Annotated in this window: 24 protein-coding genes and 1 riboswitch; of the genes, 6 read left to right on the top strand and 18 right to left on the bottom strand. The window is 54.4% G+C overall.

Translation table 11 applies throughout. The annotated features are described in order from the left end of the window. Nucleotides 1-34: 34 nt before the first annotated feature. Nucleotides 35-595 (top strand): AAA family ATPase, encoded by a 561-nt coding sequence (locus M467_RS22805; protein ID WP_021066494.1) that lies wholly within the window; start codon nucleotides 35-37, stop codon nucleotides 593-595. 180 nt (nucleotides 596-775) lie between these two features. Here M467_RS22805 and M467_RS22800 read toward each other — a convergent pair whose 3' ends face one another. The 7 genes from M467_RS22800 to gatC all read right to left on the bottom strand — a co-directional run bounded on the left by M467_RS22800 (nucleotide 776) and on the right by gatC (nucleotide 7,750). Then, nucleotides 776-1,294: a DM13 domain-containing protein gene (locus M467_RS22800; RefSeq protein WP_021066493.1), complete on the bottom strand. Its 519-nt coding sequence runs from the start codon at nucleotides 1,292-1,294 to the stop codon at nucleotides 776-778. Nucleotides 1,295-1,391: 97 nt separating this feature from the next. Continuing rightward, nucleotides 1,392-1,964 (bottom strand): dihydrofolate reductase family protein, encoded by a 573-nt coding sequence (locus M467_RS22795; RefSeq protein ID WP_021066492.1) that lies wholly within the window; start codon nucleotides 1,962-1,964, stop codon nucleotides 1,392-1,394. Between the two features lie 77 nt (nucleotides 1,965-2,041). Continuing rightward, nucleotides 2,042-3,403 carry a 23S rRNA (uracil(1939)-C(5))-methyltransferase RlmD gene (rlmD, locus tag M467_RS22790; protein ID WP_021066491.1) on the bottom strand — a complete coding sequence of 454 codons (1,362 nt, stop codon included), beginning with the start codon at nucleotides 3,401-3,403 and terminating at the stop codon, nucleotides 2,042-2,044. A 96-nt stretch (nucleotides 3,404-3,499) separates the two neighbouring features. Continuing rightward, nucleotides 3,500-4,501, bottom strand: a complete 1,002-nt coding sequence (locus M467_RS22785) for a diacylglycerol kinase (RefSeq protein WP_021066490.1) — start codon at nucleotides 4,499-4,501, stop codon at nucleotides 3,500-3,502. A 61-nt stretch (nucleotides 4,502-4,562) separates the two neighbouring features. Further along, nucleotides 4,563-5,993 carry an Asp-tRNA(Asn)/Glu-tRNA(Gln) amidotransferase subunit GatB gene (gatB, locus tag M467_RS22780; RefSeq protein ID WP_021066489.1) on the bottom strand — a complete coding sequence of 477 codons (1,431 nt, stop codon included), beginning with the start codon at nucleotides 5,991-5,993 and terminating at the stop codon, nucleotides 4,563-4,565. Nucleotides 5,994-6,005: 12 nt separating this feature from the next. Next, complete coding sequence (gene gatA, locus M467_RS22775; RefSeq protein ID WP_021066488.1) at nucleotides 6,006-7,448, bottom strand: Asp-tRNA(Asn)/Glu-tRNA(Gln) amidotransferase subunit GatA; 1,443 nt, start codon at nucleotides 7,446-7,448, stop codon at nucleotides 6,006-6,008. Nucleotides 7,449-7,459: 11 nt separating this feature from the next. After that, entirely contained in the window at nucleotides 7,460-7,750 is a 291-nt protein-coding gene (gene gatC, locus M467_RS22770) for an Asp-tRNA(Asn)/Glu-tRNA(Gln) amidotransferase subunit GatC (RefSeq protein ID WP_021066487.1), read from the bottom strand. Between the two features lie 217 nt (nucleotides 7,751-7,967). Here gatC and M467_RS22765 point away from each other — a divergent pair, with 217 nt between their 5' ends. Next, nucleotides 7,968-9,671 carry a methyl-accepting chemotaxis protein gene (locus M467_RS22765; protein ID WP_021066486.1) on the top strand — a complete coding sequence of 568 codons (1,704 nt, stop codon included), beginning with the start codon at nucleotides 7,968-7,970 and terminating at the stop codon, nucleotides 9,669-9,671. 39 nt (nucleotides 9,672-9,710) lie between these two features. Here M467_RS22765 and M467_RS22760 read toward each other — a convergent pair whose 3' ends face one another. The 3 genes from M467_RS22760 to M467_RS22750 all read right to left on the bottom strand — a co-directional run bounded on the left by M467_RS22760 (nucleotide 9,711) and on the right by M467_RS22750 (nucleotide 12,579). Further along, complete coding sequence (locus M467_RS22760; protein WP_021066485.1) at nucleotides 9,711-11,084, bottom strand: alanine/glycine:cation symporter family protein; 1,374 nt, start codon at nucleotides 11,082-11,084, stop codon at nucleotides 9,711-9,713. Nucleotides 11,085-11,313: 229 nt separating this feature from the next. Beyond that, nucleotides 11,314-11,751, bottom strand: coding sequence for a thioredoxin-dependent thiol peroxidase (bcp, locus tag M467_RS22755; protein ID WP_021066484.1), 438 nt, complete (start codon nucleotides 11,749-11,751; stop codon nucleotides 11,314-11,316). Nucleotides 11,752-11,763: 12 nt separating this feature from the next. Further along, on the bottom strand, nucleotides 11,764-12,579 hold the full coding sequence (locus M467_RS22750; protein ID WP_021066483.1) for a nuclear transport factor 2 family protein: 816 nt from the start codon (nucleotides 12,577-12,579) through the stop codon (nucleotides 11,764-11,766). Nucleotides 12,580-12,750: 171 nt separating this feature from the next. On the opposite strand from M467_RS22750, the gene pruA reads away from it, so the two are divergent. Both pruA and M467_RS22740 read left to right on the top strand, forming a co-directional pair. Continuing rightward, the gene (gene pruA / locus M467_RS22745; RefSeq protein WP_021066482.1) at nucleotides 12,751-14,295 is read left to right on the top strand and encodes an L-glutamate gamma-semialdehyde dehydrogenase; all 1,545 of its coding nucleotides are present in this window, start codon (nucleotides 12,751-12,753) and stop codon (nucleotides 14,293-14,295) included. A 54-nt stretch (nucleotides 14,296-14,349) separates the two neighbouring features. Next, nucleotides 14,350-14,718: an iron chaperone gene (locus M467_RS22740; protein WP_021066481.1), complete on the top strand. Its 369-nt coding sequence runs from the start codon at nucleotides 14,350-14,352 to the stop codon at nucleotides 14,716-14,718. A gap of 49 nt (nucleotides 14,719-14,767) precedes the next feature. On the opposite strand, the gene M467_RS22735 is transcribed toward M467_RS22740, so the two are convergent. The 6 genes from M467_RS22735 to M467_RS22710 all read right to left on the bottom strand — a co-directional run bounded on the left by M467_RS22735 (nucleotide 14,768) and on the right by M467_RS22710 (nucleotide 20,226). Next, the gene (locus M467_RS22735) at nucleotides 14,768-15,583 is read right to left on the bottom strand and encodes a ZIP family metal transporter (RefSeq protein ID WP_021066480.1); all 816 of its coding nucleotides are present in this window, start codon (nucleotides 15,581-15,583) and stop codon (nucleotides 14,768-14,770) included. A gap of 94 nt (nucleotides 15,584-15,677) precedes the next feature. Continuing rightward, nucleotides 15,678-16,142 carry a 6,7-dimethyl-8-ribityllumazine synthase gene (gene ribH, locus M467_RS22730; protein ID WP_021066479.1) on the bottom strand — a complete coding sequence of 155 codons (465 nt, stop codon included), beginning with the start codon at nucleotides 16,140-16,142 and terminating at the stop codon, nucleotides 15,678-15,680. Continuing rightward, nucleotides 16,139-17,323, bottom strand: a complete 1,185-nt coding sequence (locus tag M467_RS22725; protein ID WP_021066478.1) for a bifunctional 3,4-dihydroxy-2-butanone-4-phosphate synthase/GTP cyclohydrolase II — start codon at nucleotides 17,321-17,323, stop codon at nucleotides 16,139-16,141. The genes ribH and M467_RS22725 overlap by 4 nt, the downstream gene beginning before the upstream one ends. Next, nucleotides 17,323-17,964 (bottom strand): riboflavin synthase, encoded by a 642-nt coding sequence (ribE, locus tag M467_RS22720; protein ID WP_021066477.1) that lies wholly within the window; start codon nucleotides 17,962-17,964, stop codon nucleotides 17,323-17,325. Before ribE ends, M467_RS22725 begins: the two co-directional genes overlap by 1 nt. Continuing rightward, nucleotides 17,945-19,024 carry a bifunctional diaminohydroxyphosphoribosylaminopyrimidine deaminase/5-amino-6-(5-phosphoribosylamino)uracil reductase RibD gene (gene ribD / locus M467_RS22715; RefSeq protein WP_021066476.1) on the bottom strand — a complete coding sequence of 360 codons (1,080 nt, stop codon included), beginning with the start codon at nucleotides 19,022-19,024 and terminating at the stop codon, nucleotides 17,945-17,947. The genes ribE and ribD overlap by 20 nt, the downstream gene beginning before the upstream one ends. A gap of 152 nt (nucleotides 19,025-19,176) precedes the next feature. Further along, a riboswitch (FMN riboswitch) is annotated at nucleotides 19,177-19,319 on the bottom strand. Between the two features lie 94 nt (nucleotides 19,320-19,413). Beyond that, nucleotides 19,414-20,226 carry an undecaprenyl-diphosphate phosphatase gene (locus tag M467_RS22710; RefSeq protein ID WP_021066475.1) on the bottom strand — a complete coding sequence of 271 codons (813 nt, stop codon included), beginning with the start codon at nucleotides 20,224-20,226 and terminating at the stop codon, nucleotides 19,414-19,416. A 453-nt stretch (nucleotides 20,227-20,679) separates the two neighbouring features. Here M467_RS22710 and M467_RS22705 point away from each other — a divergent pair, with 453 nt between their 5' ends. Next, nucleotides 20,680-21,321, top strand: a complete 642-nt coding sequence (locus M467_RS22705) for a homing endonuclease associated repeat-containing protein (RefSeq protein ID WP_235045171.1) — start codon at nucleotides 20,680-20,682, stop codon at nucleotides 21,319-21,321. Nucleotides 21,322-21,745: 424 nt separating this feature from the next. Here M467_RS22705 and M467_RS22700 read toward each other — a convergent pair whose 3' ends face one another. Both M467_RS22700 and M467_RS22695 read right to left on the bottom strand, forming a co-directional pair. Next, nucleotides 21,746-23,428 carry a GGDEF domain-containing protein gene (locus M467_RS22700; protein WP_021066473.1) on the bottom strand — a complete coding sequence of 561 codons (1,683 nt, stop codon included), beginning with the start codon at nucleotides 23,426-23,428 and terminating at the stop codon, nucleotides 21,746-21,748. A 129-nt stretch (nucleotides 23,429-23,557) separates the two neighbouring features. Continuing rightward, a complete protein-coding gene (locus tag M467_RS22695) occupies nucleotides 23,558-24,388 on the bottom strand; it encodes a DegV family protein (protein WP_021066472.1) in 831 nt (276 codons plus the stop codon). A gap of 169 nt (nucleotides 24,389-24,557) precedes the next feature. Between M467_RS22695 and M467_RS22690 the strand changes: the two genes are divergently transcribed. Next, nucleotides 24,558-25,256, top strand: coding sequence for an ABC transporter ATP-binding protein (locus M467_RS22690; RefSeq protein ID WP_021066471.1), 699 nt, complete (start codon nucleotides 24,558-24,560; stop codon nucleotides 25,254-25,256). Nucleotide 25,257 lies beyond the last annotated feature (1 nt).

The following is a 25,257-nucleotide window of genomic DNA, read 5'->3' as shown; positions in this document are numbered from 1 at the left end:
TAATACAGAAAGTATTTTGAAAGGATGGATAAAGATGATCGTTTGGATCAACGGCGCTTTCGGATCAGGAAAAACGACAGCCGCCAAACAATTGCAACAACGGTTACCGAACGCGTTTATCTATGACCCGGAACAAGTCGGCTTTTTCATTCGCGACAATCTGCCCGAAGACATGCGACTTGCCGATTTCCAACATCATCCGGAATGGCGGGCGTTCAATGTTGAGATGTTGGCGAAGATTGCCCGTTCATACGATGGCGTGATTATCGTCCCGATGACGCTCGTGGACCAGCTCTACTACGATGAAATCATCGGAGCCTTACAATGTGACGGGATTCGGGTCGACCATTATATTCTTCACGCCGATAAACGGACACTCGTAAGACGATTAAATAAACGCTTCGAATGGTTCAATTCGTGGGGCAAGATACAAATCGACCGCTGCCTCCACGCTTTTCATCACGACATCACACATGACAAAATCGAGACCAATCACCTTACAGTCGAACAGGTCGTCGAGGAAATCGCTAAGCGGAGCGGCTTGACACTACTAGCCGTAAAACGCAGTCTCTTCGTACGCGCGTTCCGGTCATGACGAAGCAAGAACCCTCCAATCTACCGATTGAAGGGTTCATTCTTGAGGAGTCTTTAGTCTTTCATCATGAACGCGGCCCATTCATATTCACTAGTATGCTCGCGCCAAAATTCAATCCGCTCCATATAGTGCTTCATGCGTGCTTCGACGACGAACGAGCGCGGTCAACTCGTAAATCGATTATTGTTTTAGTTCACCAAAACCAAAATCCGCATCGAAGGCTCGACACCAAATCACGACCGTCGAATATTGAGTGAGGTCGACGTCTTCAGGGACTAAATAGTTTTGATTCCCCGTGTTTCCTTTCAAAGCCCCTAAGCTGATTCCTTCTGTCGTTTCCGTCCCTGGCTGAATCAAATAAACAAACAGGTCGGGTCCATTGGTCGTTTGAAAATCCTCAAATCTTAGGTACAAACCATCGTCCGCGTTAATTGTTTGGATCGTTCCAGAAGTTTGGTAATTCTTTTCTCCATCCATAAACATTCCTGACAAACCGAGAGTCTCTGAATCCTTTGCTTCATCTTCCGCATCGGGCGCTACAGCTTCCGGATCTTCGGTCATCTCAACGGTGTCTGTAGAGACGGGTGGGAGCCCCTCATCTACTGTTTGATCGAGAAAGAGAGGAGAGATTAACCACCAACCAATGACCATTATTAAGACGAGCAAGAGACCGATTACGAGTTTAGTGAAAGCCTTCATTTTTTTCGCTCCCTTTCGTTAGGAGAACACGGGTTTACATCAATTATATGTTTCTGTCTATTGGAGCTTCAAGGTCTACTCAAACCGCAATGTGCAATCACATCCTGTGATAATGAGAGACAATGACACCTTTCGTCATCGGATAATGCTCAATTGATTTAAAAGTGATTGGATTCATTTCACCATTTGGGAACAAGCGCTTCCCTGCCCCTATGATAATCGGATAGATAATCAACCAACATTCATCGACTAGGTCGTTTTGAAACAGAGCATGGGCCAAATCACTGCTTCCCCACACATGAAAATCGGGCTCAGCTTCCAGCTTCAATAGCTTTAACTGTTTGATGGGGTCCGTCAAAAAAACGGTCGGCTCCCATAGACTTTCACGCAACGTTTGTGACGCTACGTACTTTGTCGCAATTTGTGCTTCCGGCCAAACATTCGCGTGTTGGGGCCAATAGTCTCCCCATTGTTCATACGTCTTTCTCCCAAGTAGCAATGCAAAGTCGCTGTGCATTTGCGTCCGAATCAGACGACCTAACTCATCACTCGCAAATGGTTCTGTCCATCCTCCATACGTAAACCCTTCGCTCACGTCCTCGTCTTGCCCACCCGGTGACTGAATCACACCATCCAAGGATACATGTTCAAGTACAATGATTTTCCTCATCTTCATCACCCCTTTTGACACGACTAAACAAAAAACCTCCGATTTCAAACAAAATCGAAGGTCCATCTACATTCATCTTATTCCATTTTTTCTAGCCACGCCACCGTCTCCACATGCGCCGTATGCGGGAACATGTCGACCGGTGTCACTTCGACGAGTCGGTAGCCACGGTCCGCAAGATAACGCATATCGCGTGCCTGCGTCGCGACGTTACACGACACGTAAACGATCCGCTTCGGTGCCATCTCGACCATCGTCTCAAGGAACGACTCGGCACAGCCTTTACGTGGTGGATCGACGACGATGACGTCCGGATTGATGCCATCCTGCTTCCACTGCGGCAACACATCTTCCGCTGCGCCACACGCGTACGTCACGTTGTCGATCTCATTGACGAGCGCGTTCTGTTTCGCGTCCTCAATCGCTTCCGGTACGACTTCGACGCCGTATACGTGCGCCGCTTTCCGGGCGAGGAACAGACTGATCGTCCCGATGCCGCAATAGGCGTCGACGACTTGCTCCGTCCCCGTGAGTTGCGCGTATTCGAGCGCCTTACCGTATAGCTTCTCCGTCTGGACCGGGTTGACTTGGAAGAACGAGTGCGGGGAAATCGTGAACGTCAGTCCACCAATCTTATCCTCAATCGTCTCATGGCCATATAACAATTTGTTCGTCGATCCTAAGATGACGTTCGTCTTGTCCGGGTTGACGTTTTGCATGATTGATGTCACGTCCGGCAGACGTTTCAAGATGTCGGCGACAATCTCGTTGACGCCTTTGATTTTCGTTGTCTTCGTGATGAGGACGATCATCAATTCGCCCGAATGGTAGCCGTAACGGGCCATGACGTGGCGGATGACGCCGCGCCCGGTCTTCTCATCGTACGCCGGCACACGGTGCGCCGCGAGCACGTCACGGACGACTTGGACGGCCTCATCGTTTCTCTCGTCTTGGATGAGACATTCCTTCATCTCGACGATGTCGTGCGAACGTGGACGATAGAATCCCGCGACGAGGCGGCCGGCCTCGTCTTTGAACGGCACTTGCGCCTTGTTGCGGTAACGCCATGGTTCCGGCATGCCGATCGTCTCGTGGACAGGCACATCGAATTGGCCAAGTCGCTGGAGCGCCTCGACGACACGGTCCCGTTTTTGACGGAGCTGGCCGTCGTAGCTGAAGTGTTGGAGCTGACAGCCCCCGCACTGATAGAAAATCGGGCACGGCGGCTCAACGCGGTCCGCACTCGCTTGCTTCACATCGATCAAGCGGGCGAACCCGTACTGTTTATTCGTCTTCGTCACGACGATCTCCACGGTCTCTCCCGGAAGTGCGTTCGGCACGAACAACGTATAACCGTCGACGCGTGCCACGCCCGCGCCTTCGTGTGTGAGGTCATGGATGTGGACGTCGAGACGGTCATTTTTTTGGACTGGTAACATGAGTCTCTCCTTTCCCGATTCAAAAAATAGTGTGTATTGGTTCATACCCGTTCCAAGCGAACGAAAAGCTCGGCGTGTGCGCCACGCCGAGCCGAATCATTCTGCTTTCTCGTTTGACACGTTGAACAGCTGTTTGATCATCTGTTCGCGTTCATACTGGGCGTTCAAGTCTTCCATCTCACGGATGCGCGCGTTCGGTGCGAGCACCGTCAAGTGACGGAACAAGTTTCGCATCTCGCCCGTGCATTCGCCGCCGTATTCGCCGTCGATATTGAGACTCATCCGTTCCGTCGTCGTCTTCATCTTGACGCGTCCCGTCTTGACGTGCTCGACGAGCGGACTCGACAAGTGCTCACCACGGAGCAACAAACGGACGACGTGGATGAACTCGAACAAGTTACACTTGCGCAAGATGAACAAGTCGAACAGTCCGTCGTTCAGTGAGGCGTGTGGTGAAATCTTCTCAAAGCCACCGACCGAGTTCGAGTTCGACGTGAGGAAAATCATGACCTCGCCGCTGAACGTGCCCTCATCGTGCTCGAGCTCAATATATGTCGGCTTGATGAGTGGAAGCTTCTCCATCCCTTTGACGTAATAGGCGAGCTGACCGAGCGCCGTCTTCAGTTTCGACGGTACCTCGTACGACAGCTCCGTCATGATGCCGCCACCGGCGATATTGATGAAGTAGTGGATATCCCCTGTCTCCCCTTCAATCTCACCGAGGTCGACCGGCATCTCGAATCCGTCACAGATGACGTCGAGGGCACCGACGACGTTGAGCGGAATCCGCATCGCTCGGGCAAAGTCGTTCGTCGTTCCGACTGGGATGAGCCCGATCGTCGGACGCGTGTCGAGCGGGGCGAGTCCCGAGATGACCTCGTTCAGCGTCCCGTCCCCACCGGCCGCGATAATCAAGTCGAACTCGGCCTCCGCGGCTCGAACGGCCTCGAGCGTCGCGTCGCCGATTGCTTTCGTCGCGTACGTCGACGTCTCATAACCCGCATCCTCGAGGCGGTTCAAAATGTACGGGAGTTCCCGTTTGATCACTTCTTTTCCAGATGTCGGGTTATAGATGACCCGTGCGCGTTTTCGTTGCATAATGTTCTCTCCCCATGCTCAAGTCGAGCGAAAAGCGAGACACAAGTGCCTCGCCGCTTGTTTAGCGTTTGGCGATCTCTTCGTGGAACAAGCCATCGAGGAGTGCCGGGTTCGCCATCCCTTTCGTCTGCTTCATGATCTGCCCGATGATAAAGCCTTTGGCACGGTCTTTCCCGTTCTTAAAGTCTTCAATCATCTGCGGATGCGCTTCGAACAAGTCGAGGATGTAGCCGCGGAGCAAGTTCTCGTCCGAGATTTGGGCGAGACCGTTCGCTTCGACGTACGCCTTCGGTTCGGCGCCTTCTTCGATCATGGCTGTAAATACGCGTTTGGCGATCTTCGAAGAAATTGTACCTTCTCCAATCAAACGAATCAACTCCGCGAGCGAGCTCGGCGTCAATTTCATCGTCTCGATCGTATCGTCCGATTTGTTCAAATGACCGAGCACTTCGCCCATGAGCCAGTTGGCAGCAGCTTTCGGTTCTGCACCGGCTGCCGTCGTCGCTTCGAAGAAGTCCGAGAACTCCCGCGTCGACGTGAGCGCCTTGGCGTCATACGCCGACAGACCGTAATTGTTCATGTAGCGTTCGCGACGTGCGACCGGAAGTTCCGGAAGCGTGGCACGGATGCGTTCTTTCCATTCCTCATCGATTTCGAGACGGACGAGGTCCGGCTCTGGGAAGTAGCGGTAATCGGCCGCTCCTTCTTTAACACGCATGAGAATCGTCTTCTTCGCCGCCTCGTCAAACCGGAGCGTCTCTTGACGCATGACGCCGCCCGTGATGAGCAATTTGCGGTGACGGTCTTCCTCATACTCGAGCGCCTTCAAGACGTTCGAGAACGAGTTCAAGTTTTTAAGCTCCGTCTTTGTGCCGAACGGCTCTTGACCGAACGGACGGACCGAGATGTTACAGTCGCAACGGAGCGACCCTTCTTCCATCTTGACGTCCGAGACGCCCGCGAACGAGAGCACTTCTTTCAAGCGCTCGAGGTAAGCGACGGCATCTTTCGGTGAGCGCATGTCGGCCTCACTGACGATTTCGATGAGAGGTGAGCCGGTCCGGTTGAAGTCGACGACCGAGTGTTTCTCGCCCGTGTGGTTCATCTTCCCGGCATCTTCCTCGAGATGGACGCGTTCGATGCGGAACCGTTTCATCTCACCGTCGACTTCGACGTCGACGTGACCGTTGAAGCCGATCGGTTGGTCGAACTGCGAGATTTGGTACGCTTTCGGCGTATCTGGATAGAAGTAGTTCTTGCGGTCGAACTTCGTGTCGGTCGCGATTTCGCAGTTGAGTGCCATCGCGGCCTTGATGGCTAGATTGACCGCCTCTTCGTTCAATTTAGGCAAGACGCCCGGGTGTCCGAGACAAATCGGACACGTCTGTGTATTCGTTTCGGCACCGTATGTGCGCGAGCAGCCACACCAAATCTTCGACTTCGTGCTCAGCTCGGCGTGCACCTCGATCCCGATGATTGTTTCAAAGTTCATCGTACGTCCTCCTTAGAGCTGTGGCATCTTGAAACCGCCGTTTGCTTGTTCAAAAGCATGGGCCACGCGGTAGAGTGTTGGTTCACTGAAATGGTTCCCGATGATCTGTAAACCGACCGGGAGGCCTTCTGACAAGCCAGCCGGTACCGAGATGGCCGGGATGCCCGCCAAGTTGACCGGAATCGTCATAATATCGTTGGCATACATCGTGAGCGGATCTTCGAGCTGGTCACCGAGTTTGAACGCGACCGTCGGCGCAGTCGGTCCGATAATCGCATCGTAGTCGGCGAACACGTTCGCGAAGTCTTGCTTCATGAGCGTGCGGACCTGTTGCGATTTCTTATAGAACGCATCGTAGTAACCTGAGCTGAGCGCGTACGTCCCGAGCATGATGCGGCGTTTCACTTCTTCCCCGAAGCCTTGTTCGCGCGAGTACGTGAATACTTCTTCGAGCGCATCGGCCTCGGCGCGGCGTCCGTAACGGATCCCGTCGAAGCGAGCCAAGTTAGATGAGGCTTCCGATGATGCAAGCAAGTAGTACGTCGGGAGCGCATATTTCACCGTCGGAAGTGAGACGGTCTCGACCGTCGCCCCGAGTGATTTGAGCGTCTCGACCGCTTCTTCAATCTGTTTGCGGACACCGTCCGACACGCCTTCAGCCATGAACTCTTTCGGAAGCGCGAGCTTCATGCCTTTGATGTCGCCGTGAAGCGATTTCGTGTAATCCGGAAGATCGACCGTTGCCGACGTCGAGTCCATGTCGCAATGACCGGCAATCGCGTTCAACAAGTAGGCGTTATCTTCGACCGTACGTGTGAGCGGACCGATTTGGTCGAGCGACGAGGCGAATGCGACGAGGCCGTAACGTGAGACGAGACCGTACGTCGGTTTCATCCCGACGACGCCACAATAGGCTGCCGGTTGACGAATCGAGCCACCCGTATCCGAGCCGAGGCTAAACAGGACTTGGCCGGCCGCGACCGTTGCCGCTGAACCGCCTGACGAACCGCCTGGTACGCGCGTTGGGTCCCATGGGTTACGGACGACTTTGAACGCCGAGTTCTCGTTTGATGAACCCATCGCGAACTCGTCCATGTTCAACTTCCCGATTGTGACGGCACCGGCGTCATGGAGACGCTCGACGACCGTCGCGTCATGGGCCGGGACAAAGTTCTCGAGGAACTTCGAGGCACACGTCGTGCGTGTCCCTTTCGTGACGATATTGTCTTTGACGCCGATTGGCAAACCGAAGAGCGGGTTGTCCGAGGTCTTGGCGAGCTCGTCCATCCGTTTCGCCTGTTCGAACGCGTCTTCGTTGAGCGTCAAGAAGGCACCGATTTTCTCGTCGGTCGCCTCGATGCGGTCAAATGATTCTTTGACGAGGTCGGATACCGTGACTTCGCCTTCTTTTATAAGCGTATGCAGCTTGGCTACACCGTGATCAAATAAACTCATGAAGGGCCTCCTTATTCAAAGACCGCTGGGACACGGACTTGGCCGTTCTCCCAATCAGGTGCCATCCGTTCGACTTCCTCGCGTGGAAGTGAAGGACGAACCTCGTCTTTGCGTAGTACGTTTTTCAAATCTAGGGCATGGGTCGTCGGGATGACGCCCGTCGTATCGAGTTCATCGAGTTGCTCGGCGAACTCGAGGATTTTTGTCAATTGCTCCGTGAAGTGCGTCACTTCATCTTCTGTGATCGCAAGTCGGGCGAGTCCGGCGACGTGCCGAACTTCAGCTTCTGTGATTCGAGCCAAAGGTTCCACCTCCAACAGTTTTCAATACATCGTCCATTATCATACCACTTTTTTATAAGACAAAAAAGAAAATCCCATCTCACCAATCTTGATGTCTTTTTTGAAAACTTAGGGAATGTCCTCGTAATATTGACTCGTTTCCAAAAACGCCTATTCGGTCCGTCCCCTAATCTCATTATGCTTAGAAAGAAGCATTATTTTTTCGAGGGGGATTCCTATGTCAATCCGTAATAAACTGATCGTCGCTTTCACCGTCTTGCTCGTGTTGTTGCTCGGGGTGAGCGGCTACTCGTTTTATGCGTTGAATGCATCCAAGGCCGCCCAACAAGATATGACCGTCTCGTGGGTGCCAGGGATGGACCAAATCCATCAAGTCGACAAACAGTTGCTCGAGATTCGTCGCCATATGACGCGCCACGCCTTGGTCGAGGACGAGGTGATGAAGCAAAACATCGAGCGTGATTTGCAGACAGCCGTCACGATTCTCGAACAACAAATGACTGGATATGAGTCAACGATTATCACACAGGCCGATCAGGAATTGTTCGATCAAGCGACGACCCAATGGACGTCATTCCAGACGAACATCGATGAGTTGGTGCGCGTCTCGAACGAGGACGGGCAAGCCGCGGCCGACGCCTACTTCCGGGACACGGCGACACCAAGCGCTGACGCCTTGTCAAACACGCTCGGTCTGCTCGTCAACTTGAACCGCGATGAGATTCGGTCTGACACGGAATCCGGTGCGGCGCTGTTCGAACAAGTCCAGCTCACACTCATGATCATCATGGCCGCTGCCGTCATCTTCACGGTGCTGATGATGGTATTCATCTTCCGCTCCATCTTTGAGCCATTAAACGAGTTTAAAGTGAAGATGCGGGAGCTAGCCACGAGCCAAGGCGATTTGACAACGGCCATCCCGGTGAAGCGCCGCGATGAGTTTTCGGGACTCGCCCGCGACTTCAACCAATTCCTTGCCAACCTTCGCCAATTGATTTTGCAAGTGAACGGTGTGTCTCACGGGGTGACCGCACAGTCAAGTCGCATGTATGATGAGTTGCGCGAGCTCGACACGTACATGACGACGACGGCCGCCACGACCGAGGACTTGACGGCCGGGATGCAACAGACGGCCGCGAGCGCCCAAGAGATGAACGCGTCGGCTTCTGACATGGAACGGACGCTTCACAACATCGTGACGATGGCCGCCGAGCGAAAAGCCGAGGCCGAGCAAGTCGATGCCCGCGCCGTCGCCTTGCGCGACCATGCCGTCGAGGCAAAAGCGTCCGCCCTCCACGTCCTCTCGTCGACGCGCGTCAATTTAGAGCAGGCGATGCAAGACGCCAAAGCCGTCCGGGAGATCGCGACACTCACGAACGACATTTTAGACATCGCCGCCCAGACGAATCTCCTTTCCTTGAACGCCTCGATTGAAGCCGCTCGGGCTGGTGAGGCGGGACGCGGGTTCGCCGTCGTCGCCGATGAGATTCGGAAACTCGCCGAGACGAGCCGGACGACCGTCGAACGGATTCAAGCCATCTCGACGACCGTGCTCCACTCCGTCGACCATTTGAACGACACGTCGAGCGAGATGCTCAGTTTCCTCGATACAAACGTGTTGAAAGACTATGACCAACTCGAAGAGGCGGCCGAGCATTACAGTGAGGACGCCGGCCGGTTCGAAGCGACCGCCTCAGAGTTTGCCGTCGCCGCTATTGAACTCGAGCAGTTGACGTCGAATATGATCCGGGTCATCCAAGACGTGGCTGTCACGGTCAACAACGGTGCGCTCGGCACACAGGAAATCGCCGAGAAAGTGACGATGTCTGTCGACCGCTTCAGCGAATTGAACCGCGTCACAGAAATATCCCAACAAAAGATGGACGAATTGAACGCGTTGATCGGTCAATTCAAGGTATGAAAAAAGGAAGCGTCCTCGCGTGAGGATGCTTCCTTTTGGTTAAGCGGCTTGCCGCAGTTCTTTTTGCCGTTCGAGCTCAAAACGCTTCGTCTCGGCGACGACGACACCTGACAAGAACAAGAGACCAATCAAGTTCGGAATCGCCATCAGCCCGTTGAAGACGTCCGAGATCGCCCAAATCAGATTCAAGTTCGTCGTCATCGCGCCGAGTCCGGCGACGACGATATACACCATCCGATATGGCACGATGGCTTTCTCCCCGAGCAAGTAATAGACCGACCGTTCCCCATAATAACACCAGCCGATCACCGTCGAGAAGGCGAAGAAGACGAGTGAAATCGTGACGATCAATTCCCCGATCGGACCAAGGAAATACGCGAAGGATGCTTGCGTCAACTCGATGCCTTGAAGACCACTCGTGTACTGACCGCTCATGACGATCGTCAATCCGGTAATCGAACAGACGATGAGCGTATCAATCAACACTTGCGTCATCGAGACGAGCGCTTGCCGTCCCGGGAAATCTGTCTTCGCGGCTGCTGCTGCGATCGGTGCCGAGCCGAGGCCAGCCTCGTTCGAGAATACGCCGCGTGCGACCCCGTATCGAATCGCGGCACCGAGCGCCCCACCGCCGATGGCTTCCGCACTGAACGTGCTCGAGAAGATGGTCGCGAATGCCGACGGAATCAACTCGAAGTTCATGACGAGGATAACGAGTCCGCCCCCGACATAACCGATAATCATGACCGGTACGAACACACCGACGACTTTCCCGATTGATTTGACGCCACCAAGGATGACGAATCCTGTCAGCACCATGAGCACGATGCCCGTTACGAGCATAGGAATCCCGAATGACGTATTGAGCGCCATACTGATCGAGTTCGTCTGGACGCCGTTACCGATACCGAACGCGGCGATCGCAGCGAACAAGGCGAACGTCATACCGAGCCACTTCTTCTTCAAACCGTGCTCCAAATAATACATCGGCCCGCCGGCAATCTCGCCCCGTTCATCGACGACACGATATTTGACGGCGAGAATCGCCTCGGCGTATTTCGTCGCCATCCCGATGAAACCAGAGAGCCACATCCAGACGATGGCGCCCGGTCCCCCCAGGACGACCGCCGTCGCGACGCCGACCATGTTCCCTGTCCCGACCGTGGCCGCGAGCGCTGTCATGAGCGCCTGGAAGTGAGAGATGTCACCACGTTGCTTTTTCTGTTTCTCCGCTTCCGCTCCCGTTTTCTGTTTCGGGATGAACGCTTCTTTCAAACCGTATCCGAGCCGCGTCACTTGGATAAAGCCGAGCCGGAACGTCAAATAGACGCCCGTCCCAATCAATAGAATCAATAAGTGTGGCCCCCAGACGAGGTTGGATAAACTCGTCAGGACCGCTTCAAACTTTTCCATGTTACTCTGCCCCCTATGTAAATCTGGTGTTCACCGTTCCTTCATATTTTTCAGAACATTCTCAACTTCGTCAAGTTGACAAGGCATTAATCCGGTCCGATGTTGTGTAACATTTTTGTAATATACCACTTTTGCGCTTTATCTTAACCTGATTCTGAATTTAGTATTTGAAATAAAATTGTAATGCGAGGCACAAAAAAACGGCCCCCGTTTTGGGAGCCGTCTCGTTTCATGTCGTGAGCGCCGCGACGACCTCGTCGACGTGCCCGTTCACTTTCACACTGCGCCATTCCTGTTCGATATAGCCGTCCTCGTTGATGAGGAACGTCGAACGAACGATGCCGTAGTACTCTTTCCCGTAATTCTTTTTCAATTGCCAGACGCCGTATAGCTCCGATACCTCATGCGTGTCGTCAACGAGCAAATCGAACGGCAGCTCATGTTTGGCGATGAAGTTTTGGTGCTTCTTCTGGCTGTCGGCCGAGATGCCGAGGACGACGGCCCCGTTCAATCGCGGTGTCGCATCGCGGAAATCACATGCCTCGGTCGTACAACCTGGTGTCGCGTCCTTCGGGTAGAAATAAAGTACGACTTTCTGGCCCCGGTAGTCCTCGAGCGAGATCATGTCCCCGTTTTGGTTCGGTAATGTGAATGTCGGTGCTAACATGTTATTTCCTCCTTATCCGAACGACGGGTCGACGAGATTCTCGTCATAACCGTCGATCGCTTGTTCTAATTTTTGTTTGAGCGATTCGAGCACTTCGAGATACTCGACCGGGTCTTCTGTTGCAGCGGCCTTTTTAAGTGCCGCCTCATTGTCGGTATACCACGTCCGGTACGCCTCGAAGTAGTCGGCCATCGTGTCTTGGTTCTCCGGCACGGTGAGCGTCTCGGCCATGAGCAAGAAGACGTTATTGTCGGCCTCGAGCGCGACGTAGTCGGTCTGGGCGTTCACTTGGTCATAAATCGGGCCAGCCTCGTCTTCCGGCACTTCGGCGAGACGGGCATTTGCTTCTGCATTCACGCCGTACTCGTTCGCCTCGATTCCCGTCAACATGTCGCCGACTTCTCCAATCACATCGGCCGGGATAAGAGCCGGGGTGACGACGAGTTTCCAGTCCTCCCCTTCTTTGATAGCGACTTTCGAGAGTCGGTTCGGCAGTTCATTGCCGTCCGCGTCCTCCATCTCATGGACGATGAACGCGACGTCCCCGTCCTCATTCACCCAGCTCTCGTACATATCGCCCGGCGTGAGGCCACGCATCTCGGCACCGGTCGCCGGGATGTCGGTCAACTCGCCCGCATAGTCGATGGCTTTGAGCGCCGCCGCATCCCCGTTTTCGAGCGCTTGTTGGTATGACGTATACAAGGTCTCGACCGCTTCCGGGAGCGGCGCTTTCGTCTCTTCGGCCGCCTCTTCCGTCGGCGTTTCGTCCGCCGTTCCGCATCCCGCGAGCAACACGGTCAGCACGAGCGGCATCATCCACTTGTTCATTCAATCATTCCCTTCGCAAGTCGTCCTGTACTCTCATCCTACCACGACTCGATTTCGAGCGAAAACGACACGCTTTTCTGGAAAATTGTTTCACTAGGATTTCACCACGATTTTAGATACAATACAGACGTAAGCGCTTCAATATACGATCACTTTTAAGGGGGAACGAGAATGATTCCATACAAACATGAACCATTCACAGACTTTACAAACAAAGAGAACGCCGCAGCCATCCAAGCGGCGATCGAGAAAGTCAACGGTGAGCTCGGAAAAGACTATCCGCTCGTAATCGGTGGGGAGAAAGTTACGACGGAAGGCAAAATCACGTCTTACAACCCGGCCAATAAAGAAGAAGTCATCGGTCACGTCTCGAAAGCGAACCAAGAGCTCGCTGAGCGTGCGATGCAAGAAGCGCTCACAGCGTTCGACTCATGGCGCCATGTCGATCCGGCCGTCCGTGCCGACGTCTTGTTCAAAGCGGCGAACATCGTCCGCAAGCGCAAGCACGAGTTCTCGGCTTACCTCGTCAAAGAGGCAGGCAAGCCGTGGAACGAAGCGGACGCGGATACAGCAGAAGCGATCGACTTCATGGAATACTATGCACGTCAAATGCTCGAGCTCAAACCAGGTAAAAAAGTCGAGAGCCGTCCGGGCGAATACAACCGCTATGACTACATCCCACTCGGGGTCGGGATCGTCATCAGCCCTTGGAACTTCCCGTTCGCAATCATGGCAGGGACGGCCGTCGCGGCTATCGTTGCCGGTAACACGATCCTCTTGAAACCAGCATCGACGACACCGATCGTCGCTGCGAAATTCGTCGAGGTCATGGAAGAAGCAGGCCTTCCGAAAGGCGTCCTCAACTTCATCCCAGGACCAGGCGCAGAAGTCGGTGACTATCTCGTCGACCATCCGAAGACACGCTTCATCAGTTTCACAGGTTCACGTGACGTGGGCTTACGCATCAACGAGCGTGCCTCTAAATTGAACGACGGCCAAATCTGGCTCAAACGCGTCATCGCAGAGATGGGCGGAAAAGATACGATCGTCGTCGACGAATCAGCGGACCTCGAACTCGCGGCCCAGTCAATCGTCAAATCGGCGTTCGGCTTCTCTGGTCAAAAATGTTCGGCTTGTTCTCGTGCCGTCATCGTCGACAGCGTGTATGACACGGTGCTCGACCGCGTCGTCGAATTGACGAACGAACTCTCGGTCGGCAACACGGAGCAAAACGAACACTTCATGGGACCGGTCATCGATGCGGCCGCGTTCAAGAAGATCACATCATACTTCGACGTCGCCAAAGAAGAAGGCAAAATCGTCGCCGGTGGTAAAGCCGACGACTCGACAGGCTACTTCATCGAGCCGACGGTCGTCGCTGACGTCGCGCCGAAAGCACGTCTCATGCAAGAAGAAATCTTTGGACCGATCGTCGCCTTCACGAAAGCGAAAGACTTCAAAGAAGCGATCGACATCGCCAACAACACGGAATACGGCTTGACGGGTGCCGTCCTCACGCGTGACCGCTCGAACCAAGAGTACGCGCGTCAGAACTTCCACGTCGGGAACTTGTATTTCAACCGTGGTTGCACAGGCGCCATCGTCGGCTATCAGCCGTTCGGCGGGTTCAACATGTCAGGTACAGACTCGAAAGCAGGCGGACCGGATTACATCCAGCTCCACATGCAAGCAAAAACGACGTCTGAGACGTTTTAATCAATCAGCCCGGCTCATCTGAGTCGGGCTTTCTTTCACCAAAGGAGGTTTCTCATGGAGACGTTTGACGATTTTTTAGCAACGATTGACGACCCGGAACACCGTGCCAAACTGGACGACATATTCGTGTGGGTCCGGGAGACATTCCCGCACCTCGAGGAACGCATCGCCTGGAATCAGCCGATGTTCACCGATCACGGGACGTTCATCATCGCCTTCAGTGTGGCCAAAGCACACTTTGCCGTCGCGCCGGAGGCCGTCCCGCTCGAGGTGTTCCAGATGCAAATCCGGGAGGCGGGCTATACGCAGACGAAACAGCTGTTCCGTATCAAGTGGAGCCAAGCCGTCGACTACGATTTGCTTCGTGACATCATCGCCTTCAATATCGAAGATAAGGCCGGTCACACGTCGTTTTGGCGTTGATCTGAAAGAAGGAGCGATGACGCGCATGTCATCGCTCCTTTTCTGTGGCTTATCCTAACGCCACGTCCAAAATCATCATGATGGTGAAGCCGAGCATCAACGCCATCGACGCCATATCTTTATGCCCATTCTCTTGCGACCCCGGGATCACTTCTTCGACGACGACAAAAATCATCGCCCCGGCGGCAAAGCTGAGCGCGAACGGCAAGAGCGGCTCCATGACGAGCACGGCCCAGACGCCGACCAGTGCGGCCGCCGGTTCGACCATGCCCGATAACTGACCGTAGAAAAAACTGCGGCGCCGGGAGAGCCCGTCCCGTCTGAGCGGGAGCGATACGGCGGCACCTTCCGGAAAGTTTTGAATGCCGATGCCGATGGCCAAGGCGATGGCACCCGTTAGCGATGCGGACGGGAAATCGGCCGCGACCGCCCCGAAAGCGACGCCGACGGCCAGTCCTTCCGGGATGTTATGCAGCGTGATCGCCAAGACGAGCAACGTGCTACGCTTCCGTTTTTGTGGACGGATGCCCTCCACTTCTTTGAGGGAAGACGTCGGATGCACGTGCGGAATCAGTTTGTCGACGACTGCCAAAAACAGACCACCCACTAAAAAACCGACGGTGGCCGGAAACCAAGCCGGCATCGCGTCTTGTTCCGCCATTTCGATGGCCGGGGCGAGGAGTGACCAAAAACTGGCCGCTATCATGACACCGCCGGCAAACCCGAGCATGCTGTCCATCAACCGCTCGTTAATCGACTTCGTCATGAAGACGATGGCCGCCCCGAGCGCGGTCATCCCCCACGTGAACATCGTCCCGAGCAGCGCCTGCATGGCCGGGCTCAGTTGAGCCACCCATTCCCCCATCACCATCGCCTCCTTCCACCCTATCCTTTTCCCGGGACGCATGCGTCGCTAACGACAAAAAAAGAGGAGAGCTGGTTCGCTCTCCCCCGTCCAATTAAAACGCGCGCATCAAGTTCGCCATCTCGATGGCCGACGTTGCCGCTTCCCAACCTTTGTTCCCGGCTTTCGTTCCAGCTCGCTCGATCGCTTGCTCAATCGTCTCGGTCGTCAAGACACCGAAAATGACCGGTACTTCTGACTGATAACTCGCCTGGGCGATGCCTTTCGCCGCCTCGTTACAGACGTAGTCGAAGTGTGGTGTCGCCCCACGGATGACGGCCCCGAGTGTGATGACGGCATCATATTTCTTGCTCATCGCCATCTTCTTCGCGACAAGTGGGAGTTCGAACGCCCCAGGGACGAACGCGATTTCGACGTCGTCTTGTTCGACGCCGTGGCGCTTCAACGCATCCTTCGCCCCGTCGAGCAAGCGCATCGTGATGAGATCGTTGAACCGTCCGACGACGATTCCGACTTTCAAGCCTTTTCCGACCAAGTTTCCTTCAAATGTATGCATCATGATTCTTCTCCTCCAAAGTGGTTCATTTTTTGTTGTTTCGTCATTCGGTACTTCTCGTTCGCCGCATGGGCGCCGACGAGAATCGGGACACGTTCGATGACCGTGATGCCGCACGCTTCTAACGCATCGACTTTTTCCGGGTTGTTCGTCATGAGCCGAACGTTCGTGACGCCGAGGTCACGAAGCATGGCCGCGCTGACCCGGTAATCGCGCAAATCGGCATGAAGTCCGAGCGCAACGTTCGCCTCGACCGTATCAAGCCCTTGTTCTTGTAGTTCGTACGCCTTCAATTTATTGAGCAGCCCGATGCCGCGCCCTTCTTGTCTCATATACAAGATGACACCGCCTTCGGCTTCCACTTTCGCCATCGCTGTGTCCAGTTGTGGCCCGCAATCGCAACGATGGGACCCGAAGACGTCACCGGTCAGACACTCGGAATGAATCCGGACGAGCGGTGCGTGTTCGAGCTCACCTTTGACGAGCGCAACGTGTTCTTCCCGGTCGAGGACGTTCCGATAACCAATCAATCGGAAGTCCCCTTTCACCGAGGGGAGCGAGACGTCCGCCTCTCGTTCGACGAGGTCCGTCTCCATATAGCGAACTAATTCCTCAATCGTGATGAATTTTAAATCATGCGCTTGTGCGACACGTTCAAGGTCCGGCACCCGGGCCATCTCGCCGTCCGGACGGATAATCTCACAGATGACAGCGACCGGTTCACTTCCGGCAAGTCGCGCCAAATCGACCGACGCTTCCGTATGCCCGCGCCGGACGGAGACGCCACCTTTTTTGGCGATGAGCGGGAAGATATGACCGGGACGTTGGAAATCAGCCGGACGGGCGTTGATGTTCGCGAGTTCGCGCACCGTATGGGCCCGTTCGCTCGCCGAGATGCCCGTCGTCGAATCGACGTGGTCGACACTGACCGTGAACGCCGTCCCGTGCGGATCGGTACTGTTCGCGACCATCGGCTGCAAGTCGAGCCGGACGGCCACTTCTTCAGCGAGAGAAGCGCATACGAGTCCTTTCCCTTCCGTGATGAGGAAGTTCATCGTCTCCGCTGTCATTTTGTCCGCGAGCACGACGAAGTCTCCTTCGTTCTCCCGGTCCTCGTCATCGACAACGATGATGGGGCGTCCCATCTTTAAATCTTCGACTGCTTCTTTGATTGTATGGAACATTACCATCCCGCCTTCCCATATCCTTGTGACGCGAGCGATTCAAGCGTCATCGGTTTTTGACTTACGAGTTTTTCCATATATTTAGCTAACATGTCACATTCCAAATTGACCGTATCCCCGGCCTGTTTCATCCCGAGCACCGTCTCACTGTACGTATGCGGGATGAGCGACAACGTGAATCCACGTTCCGTGACGTCAAACACCGTCAAGCTCGTCCCGTCGACCGAAATCGAACCTTTCGGGACGATATAACGGAGGAGCGATGGCTCACAGCTGATGTCGACATAGACGGCGTTCGCGAGCGACCGTTTTTTAACGATGCGCCCGACCCCGTCGACGTGACCCGAGACGAAGTGACCGCCGAAGCGTCCGTTCGCGGGCATGGCCCGCTCCAAGTTGACGCTCGTACCGGGGCGGACCCCGTCGAGACTCGACGCCTTGAGCGTCTCCGGCATGACATCGACCGAGAAACTGTCACGGTCGAACGTCGTCACGGTGAGACAGATGCCGTTGACAGAGATGCTGTCACCGAGCTTCACGTCCTCGAGGACGACCTGTCCGGCGAGCGTGAGCCGAAGGGATGGCCCGTTCCGTTTCACTGCCTTCACACTGCCGATTTCTTCAACGATTCCCGTGAACATCGGACTCCCCCTTTCGCATGATGAGTTTGATGTCGGTGCCGACCGTCTCGACCGCTTGCACGTCATACCGCTCGATTGCATCGAGCGGCCCGTCATGATGCGAGCGGTAGAAACCGCCCTTGCCGCCGAACACGCGTGGCGACTGATACATGACCCACTCGTCGACGAACTGTCCGTCCAAGAGCGAGGTGACGAGTGTCGGTCCCGCTTCGACGAGCAGGCGACCGATGCCGCGTGCGTAGACGTCTTGCAGCACAGCGTCGAGCGACGTGTAATCGGCGAGCTCAACGCCGCGTTGTGTGAACGCGTCCCGCTTCACTCGATCGTCGGACGTCGTGTAGAGCAATACCGGCACATCATTCGCCGTCCGGACGAGCTGACTCGAGAGCGGCGTGCGCAACTCACGGTCGAGCACGACCCGGAGCGGTTGCGTCGTCTCGCGGTCGAGCCGGACGGTGAGCGCCGGATCATCGGCGAGCACGGTGCCGACACCGGTCAAGATCGCATCGACCGTCGACCGCAGTTCATGGACGTCCCGTCTCGCTTCGGTCCCGGTCACCCACTTGCTGTCACCAGTATCAAGGGCGACTTTGCCGTCAAGACTCGTCGCGGTCTTCAAGACGACGTACGGCCGTCTCGTCTCGAGCGAACGCAAGAACGCCACATTGAGCGCTCGTGCCTCACGCTCGAGCAGTCCGACCTCGACTTCAATCCCGGCCGCTTTCAATCGAGCGATGCCCTGTCCCGCCACGAGCGGGTTCGGATCGCTCATCGCGATGACGATCCGCTTGATGCCCGACTCCACGACTAAATCGGCACACGGCGGTGTCTTGCCATGATGCGAGCACGGTTCGAGCGTGACGTACATCGTCGCGCCATAGGCGGCGGCCCCGGCCATGCGGATGGCGTGCACTTCGGCGTGCGCTTCCCCCGCCTTCAAGTGGGCGCCGAACCCGACGACCCGACCGTCCTTGACGATGACGGCTCCGACACGCGGATTGACGCCGGTCGATGAGGCGGATTTTGCCAATTGGATGGCTTGTTGCATGTACTGTTGCATAATCTCCCTCCTTGTTTCGTACAAACAAAAAGACCTCAAGGAATGATCCTCAAGGTCTCGGTGGGAGTCGTTCATCGTCATTTGGGCAAGCCAAATAAGCGTTTTCTTTACAGAAAAACGTACGACGAACTACAGGTCGCATGGACCTGTCATGTTTCCTTCTCCCATCCAGACTATACTGTCGGCTCTAGAATCGCACTAGATCCACCGTTCGCACACGTGCGCCCGGGTCACGGACTTAAGGCTCGCGCCCATCACCGCCGGTTGGGACTTTCACCCGACCCCGAAGGAATATTTGTTTGTACGTTTCCACTTTAGCGCAAAAATAAATGGATGGCAAAACGAAATGCGCAAAAAAAGCGCCGCTCGTATGAGCAGCGCCTTGTAAATCAAGCCAAGAATAAAACGACGAGGAGTCCGACAATCCAGCAATAGAACGAGAAGTATTTGAGCTCGCCTTTCGCCATGATGTGTTGGAACCATTTGAGCGAGATCGCCGTGAGCGCATACGAGGCGATGAACGCCAAGATGAGCGGTCCGAACAAATCACGTGTCTCTGGATTCGTGAACAACTCCGGTCCATCTAAAATCGTCACCCCGAGACTAATCGGGATGAAAAGGAAGAACGAGAAACGAAGCGCCGACTCTTGCTTGATGCCGAGCAACATCGCCATGACGATTGTCGCCCCGGAACGACTGATGCCTGGGATGAGCGCGACCGCTTGGGCGAGACCGATCAAGATGGCGTCGCGGAGCGTGATGCCGCCGTCTCCTTTATTCCCTCGCATATTCCGGATGAACCAGAGCGCAACGCCGGTCAAGATAAGCGTATAACCGACCGTGGCGACGCCGCTGAGCTTCTCGCCAATCCAATCGCCGAACAGGACGCCGAGCACACCGGCCGGGACCGTGGCGACGAGCAAGAGACCAATGAACTTGACGTCGACCATCGTCTCGTCACTGCGGTCTTTTTTAAACAAGAACGTCCATAGACTGACGACGAGACGGACGACGTCCTGCCGATAAATCGTCAAAACAGCGAGCAGTGAAGCAAAGTTCACGAAAATCTCGAATGAGAGACCTGGTAATTGGATATCAAACAGTTCTTGGAAGATGACCAAGTGACCGCTCGATGAAATTGGAATCGGCTCGGTAAAGCCTTGAATCAAGCCGAGCAGCAGATAAAATAACCATATTGTCATATCGTAATATCCTCTTTTCTTATTTACATCAATTCCATTATTTTAGCAGACCGTCCGTTTCACTGACCACCCTTTCAAAAAAAAATCGTTATTTTCAAAACTTTCATTTGATTAGTCTGAAAATTAAATTTATTATAGAAGAGTACTCAACTGGTGCGACGGTGATGACCCCATTGGCCAGTTGGGTACTTTTTCGTACAGATTATTACATATTAGCCACGATAAAACTTTTTGTTTACAATTGAACCCATTTAATATTAAATTTGTAATAGAACTGTTACCATTTTTTCAAAGTACAAACATGACTTTAGACCTATCGGTTCGTAAAATCGGTTTAAAAAAACTTGAACAATGCACTTATAAATTGTAAAAACTGGCCGATAGTATGATTGTAGAAGCAACTTCGTCATCTTTGTCGGTTCAGATATGAGTCCATGGAAGGAGGAACCATCATTGAGTCAAACGCTATCCACTAAATCCCACCACTTGTCCACCGAACAGCAGAGGATGATTCACTGTATTCGACTGCTCGGCGACTTGTTGAAGGAACGTCCACGACGCTCTGTGTATCGTCGCTTCGCGATGGAACAAAGCTGGCCATCTCCCGAGTCGATTATCCGACAGTTCGGGTCATGGGCCGAGGCGCTTGCAATCGCCGGCTATGAATGGCACGGAGAGGCGACTGTCGATCTCCCGGACAAAATGCCAAAGTACACGCGTGAAGATATCATCGAGACACTCGCCCTCTACTCGCGCGACATGGGATCGATTATCACGCTTAAAAAGTATCAGGAATGGCGCAAGCTTCATCCGAAAGCACCGAGCCATTACCATATCGTCAAGACGTTCGGTTCGTGGCATGACGCCTGCGCCGAAGCCGGACTTGAAGCGAGTGTGACGTACTCGAAATCAGAGCTCTCCACCGCACTCCGTGAAGCGATTCACGAGATGGGCTTCTCTCTTTCCTTCGAAGCGTATCGCGAATGGGCAAAACGAAACAACAAACCCTCCACAAAAGCAATTCTTCATCGTTACGGTTCATGGTCGGCTGCGATTCACGCGGTCGAGTCAGAAATTTTCAATCAGAAATTATAATCTTTCATTCATAAGGAGGACGCCGGGTATCCGGTGTCCTCCTTTATTTTGTAGATGTTGCGTCATCGTCCTTTCGGCGCCCACGCTTTCTGCAGGCAATCCCGGAGCCGCATCGCTTACGCTGCTGGGTCTCCGTCGGATTGCTATCCTGCAAGAGTCGGGGCGCCGACGGACGAGCGCATCGAACGCGCAACGGTACATCAATGTCCCGTGTCAGACATGAAAGTTCGTTCAATATTTGTTGAACGATGCCTTGGCCGGTGCCCGAACTCCTAGGGGAGAGCGATGCAAGGATGACCCCGTAAAGCGCGGCATGCGCTGCGGAGTCATCCGCATCGCCCCAGGAACGGAGGGCGTCGGCCGAACATCGTTCATGTTGATTAGACGAAAAAGAAGAACACCGGCTTATTGGTGTTCTCTTTCATCATTGAATCCGTTCCGTCGACGTGTCGCGATAATGGGCGACACGGTCCCGGCCGTTGAATTTTGCACCGACATACATGGCGCGGTCGGCGTGGCGGAGTAGCGTGTCGAGGTCGTCGTACTCGTGGATCGTCTCGATGCCGATGCTCGCCGTCACTTGGACGCGGATCCCTTCGGAGCCGAACGGATGGGCGCGTAGCGCTTGGCGGATCTTCTCTCCCGTCACGAGCGCGGCCGCCTCGTTCATGCGCGGAAAGACGAACACGAACTCCTCGCCGCCATATCGAGTGACGAGGTCACCACTTCGGACGAGACGACTGAACAACGCCCCGGCTTCGATTAACACTTCATCCCCGAACGCATGGCCATACGTATCGTTAATCGCCTTGAAATGATCCAAGTCGACCAAGAACACGGACAACGGATACGAGGCGATGTCGTTCAATCGCTCCTTCGTCCATCGTTTGAGCGCCCGCTGGTTCGGCAGTCCGGTCATCGGGTCGGTCAGGCTCTCATGCTGGAGCCGGTTGCGCTCGTCAATCCGTTCGAGTGACCAGGACAAGGTTTTCAACAGTCGATGAATCTCGACGGCGATCGCCCCTTCATACGCGCCGTTCGCTGTCGTCGAAATCATGCAACTGACCGCGTTCGTCGTGCTCGAAACGGGCTGGATGACGAGGGCCGAATGATGTAACTCGGTCTGTTGTGCCTGCAGGTCGGGATGCCACTCATGGAGCGAATCGTACACGAAGTACGGCTCTTCCGCATCCCGATGCCGTTCGAGCGTAAAGGCGTCGGCAATCGGTTTTGACTTTCGTCCGCTGACGTCATAGAACGTGCGGTCGCCGGTTCGATTGACTTGTAGCCAGCCACGTTCAAGTTCGACGACTTCTCTTAACCCGTTCCAAAACTTCTCGATGAGCAGTTGTTCGTTGTCGACCCGGTAGAGCTGTTCTTTCAAACGCTCGACTTGATCAATTTTCGACTGCGTCTCCTCGGTCTCCGTCGCTTTGGACAGCCCCATCTTGAGGAGCGACAGAATGAGGAACGTCGCCATCAGTCCGGTGTAGCCGAACAGTTGGAACGCCTCAATCGCGACCATCGTGAACAATAGCTCGAGCGAGATGACGAGCCAGTCGAATCGGAGCAGACGCCACATGATCGGGAGCGGAATCCGTTCCCCGATCAAGAACCGCGACATGAGGAAACTGAATCCGAGGACGAGGAACAAGATCGCGAAGAAACCGAGTAGCGCCGTACCTTGCTCGAGCAGATGGACGTTGGGACCAATTTGTCCGCCGAGCCGCAAGTAGACGAGTCCTGGTAAGACGAGCAACATCGCCTCAATCAACGTATTGAGCGGATAGAAATGTAAGAATCGTCGCCGCCCGACTTTGTTGGCGAACGTCCGGGCCTGGAATGTGAGCAGCAGGAGCTGTCCCATCAATAAGGCTGGGAGCAGACCGTACAAGAAGAACGTCATAAAGACAAACATCTCATGGAACGTGAAGTGCAAGTGCCGCCGCTTGAGCGGATTCATGACGAACAGGGCACCGAGCGTAAAGATGAACCAAAACAACGACCAATCAAACGTCCCGATACCGAGCCACATATAGGAGAGAATCCCCATGAAGACGATCGACCACGAGAACCAGCTCCTGACGAGGTACTTCCGAAATCGCATCGTCTCCCCCCTTTCCTTTTTCCGTTATCATTCTTACACAGTATGAAGGTTCTTGGTTGAAGATTCCAGCCGTTGTTTGAAAGTTTTGACAATGAAAAAAAGACCGCGACTCTCGTCACGATCCTGTCATCACTTTGCTTTTAAAAACGAGATGCCGATTGAGCCCGACCCTGTGTGTGCTCCGAGTAGCGGAGCGAGCGTGTCGACCCGAATCTTAGCTTTGTCACCGAGCTCCCGCTTCCACGACTCGGCCAGTTCTGGCACGTTTCCGTGGAAAATCGAAACGTCCGTACACTCGCCTGAATCGATGGCTTGACGAAGTGCTTCGAACAGCTGGGCCTGCGCTTTTTTATACGTCCGGACCGTCTGATATGGGACGATGAGCCCGTCTTCGAAACGGAGCACCGGTTTCAACTGCAACATGTTGCCGATGAGCGCTTTCGACTTCGAGATACGTCCACCCTTTTGCATCTGCGTCAAGTTTTGCAAAATCAACTCGATGCGGACATCCTCGACACGTTGTTTCATATACGCTTCGACGTCCTCGAGCGCGTCACCGCGTTCGACACGTTCAATCAACTCTTCGAGCATGAGTCCCATCGTATAGATCCCGGCCCGCGAGTCAATCGCGAGCAATTTGAACTCAGCGATCTCTGCGCCTTGGACCGATGCCGAATACGTGCCGCTCAAGTCGGATGACAAGTGGACGGCGATGCCCATGTCATACTGATCTTTGATTCCTTCATACAATGTGACGAAGTCGCCGATGGCCGGTTGGCTCGTCGAGACGCGTTCGCCCGCATCAATCCATTCGTACACGGTCTTGGCATCGACCTCGACCCCATCTTTATACGGTTGATCCCCTTTGACGACGTAGAGCGGGACGATATGGATGTCCGGGTGGTGCTGAATCGAATCTGGAAGGACAACGGTGCTGTCCGTAATATAAGCAATTTTCATGTTAGGGCTCTCCTTCAATCAAAATTAGTACCTGGTAATATTATTTTATCACAGGTGAAGCGGTTTCACTATTTTTTCAAAAATCGAATTCCCTTGAAGTTTCACATATTCCCGTCCACAATGCGCCTGAAACGGGTAAAAGATAGCATCGGACAAAGGAGGAATCGGCATGATTCACATCGAGCACGTCAATAAAATCTATAAGACCGGGGATGTCGAGACGGCGGCGCTTAAAGACATCGAGTTGACGATTCAGGACGGCGCGTTCGTCGTGATCCTGGGACCGAGCGGGAGCGGCAAGAGCACGCTGTTGAACGTCATCAGCGGACTCGACACGGTGACGTCCGGGACAATCACGTTCGGTGATACCGTCCTGACCAAGTTGTCCCCGGAACAAATGACCGCGTTTCGGCGCGACCATCTCGGCTTTATCTTTCAACAGTATAATCTGCTCCAAAACCTGACCGTCTATGAAAACATTCAAATCGGGGCCGATTTATCTGACAACCCACTCCCAATCGATGAATTGCTTGAGCAGGTCGGACTGACGGCCGCCCGCGACAAGTATCCGTACCAACTGTCCGGTGGCGAACAACAGCGCGTCTCGGTCGCCCGCAGCCTCGCCAAAAATCCGTCCATCGTCTTCTGTGACGAACCGACGGGGTCGCTCGACGAGGACAACTCGAAACGGGTGCTCGAACTGCTCGAACGGTTGAACAAGGAGTATGACAAGACCGTCGTCGTCATCACGCACAACACCGGCATCAGCGAGATGGCCGATGACGTCATCAAAATGAACTCGGGTCGAATTATTGAATTGACGCACAACCCGATTAAACGATCTGCTCGTGACATCCACTGGGGGTGAG

This window comes from Exiguobacterium chiriqhucha RW-2 (assembly GCF_000416965.1).
In the GTDB taxonomy this organism is placed as follows: Bacteria; Bacillota; Bacilli; order Exiguobacteriales; family Exiguobacteriaceae; genus Exiguobacterium; species Exiguobacterium chiriqhucha.
The sequence above is the reverse complement of the archived record's forward strand: the minus strand, read 5'-3'. Positions and strand labels throughout refer to the sequence as shown.

Bases quoted from the DNA above. Each gene is read 5' to 3' on its own strand.
- M467_RS22805 (WP_021066494.1), top strand. From the start codon at position 35: ATGATCGTTTGGATCAACGGCGCTTTCGGATCAGGAAAAACGACAGCC.
- M467_RS22800 (WP_021066493.1), bottom strand. From the start codon at position 1,294: ATGAAGGCTTTCACTAAACTCGTAATCGGTCTCTTGCTCGTCTTAATA.
- M467_RS22795 (WP_021066492.1), bottom strand. From the start codon at position 1,964: ATGAGGAAAATCATTGTACTTGAACATGTATCCTTGGATGGTGTGATT.
- rlmD (WP_021066491.1), bottom strand. From the start codon at position 3,403: ATGTTACCAGTCCAAAAAAATGACCGTCTCGACGTCCACATCCATGAC.
- M467_RS22785 (WP_021066490.1), bottom strand. From the start codon at position 4,501: ATGCAACGAAAACGCGCACGGGTCATCTATAACCCGACATCTGGAAAA.
- gatB (WP_021066489.1), bottom strand. From the start codon at position 5,993: ATGAACTTTGAAACAATCATCGGGATCGAGGTGCACGCCGAGCTGAGC.
- gatA (WP_021066488.1), bottom strand. From the start codon at position 7,448: ATGAGTTTATTTGATCACGGTGTAGCCAAGCTGCATACGCTTATAAAA.
- M467_RS22765 (WP_021066486.1), top strand. From the start codon at position 7,968: ATGTCAATCCGTAATAAACTGATCGTCGCTTTCACCGTCTTGCTCGTG.
- M467_RS22760 (WP_021066485.1), bottom strand. From the start codon at position 11,084: ATGGAAAAGTTTGAAGCGGTCCTGACGAGTTTATCCAACCTCGTCTGG.
- bcp (WP_021066484.1), bottom strand. From the start codon at position 11,751: ATGTTAGCACCGACATTCACATTACCGAACCAAAACGGGGACATGATC.
- M467_RS22750 (WP_021066483.1), bottom strand. From the start codon at position 12,579: ATGAACAAGTGGATGATGCCGCTCGTGCTGACCGTGTTGCTCGCGGGA.
- pruA (WP_021066482.1), top strand. From the start codon at position 12,751: ATGATTCCATACAAACATGAACCATTCACAGACTTTACAAACAAAGAG.
- M467_RS22740 (WP_021066481.1), top strand. From the start codon at position 14,350: ATGGAGACGTTTGACGATTTTTTAGCAACGATTGACGACCCGGAACAC.
- M467_RS22735 (WP_021066480.1), bottom strand. From the start codon at position 15,583: ATGGGGGAATGGGTGGCTCAACTGAGCCCGGCCATGCAGGCGCTGCTC.
- ribH (WP_021066479.1), bottom strand. From the start codon at position 16,142: ATGATGCATACATTTGAAGGAAACTTGGTCGGAAAAGGCTTGAAAGTC.
- M467_RS22725 (WP_021066478.1), bottom strand. From the start codon at position 17,323: ATGTTCCATACAATCAAAGAAGCAGTCGAAGATTTAAAGATGGGACGC.
- ribE (WP_021066477.1), bottom strand. From the start codon at position 17,964: ATGTTCACGGGAATCGTTGAAGAAATCGGCAGTGTGAAGGCAGTGAAA.
- ribD (WP_021066476.1), bottom strand. From the start codon at position 19,024: ATGCAACAGTACATGCAACAAGCCATCCAATTGGCAAAATCCGCCTCA.
- M467_RS22710 (WP_021066475.1), bottom strand. From the start codon at position 20,226: ATGACAATATGGTTATTTTATCTGCTGCTCGGCTTGATTCAAGGCTTT.
- M467_RS22700 (WP_021066473.1), bottom strand. From the start codon at position 23,428: ATGCGATTTCGGAAGTACCTCGTCAGGAGCTGGTTCTCGTGGTCGATC.
- M467_RS22695 (WP_021066472.1), bottom strand. From the start codon at position 24,388: ATGAAAATTGCTTATATTACGGACAGCACCGTTGTCCTTCCAGATTCG.
- M467_RS22690 (WP_021066471.1), top strand. From the start codon at position 24,558: ATGATTCACATCGAGCACGTCAATAAAATCTATAAGACCGGGGATGTC.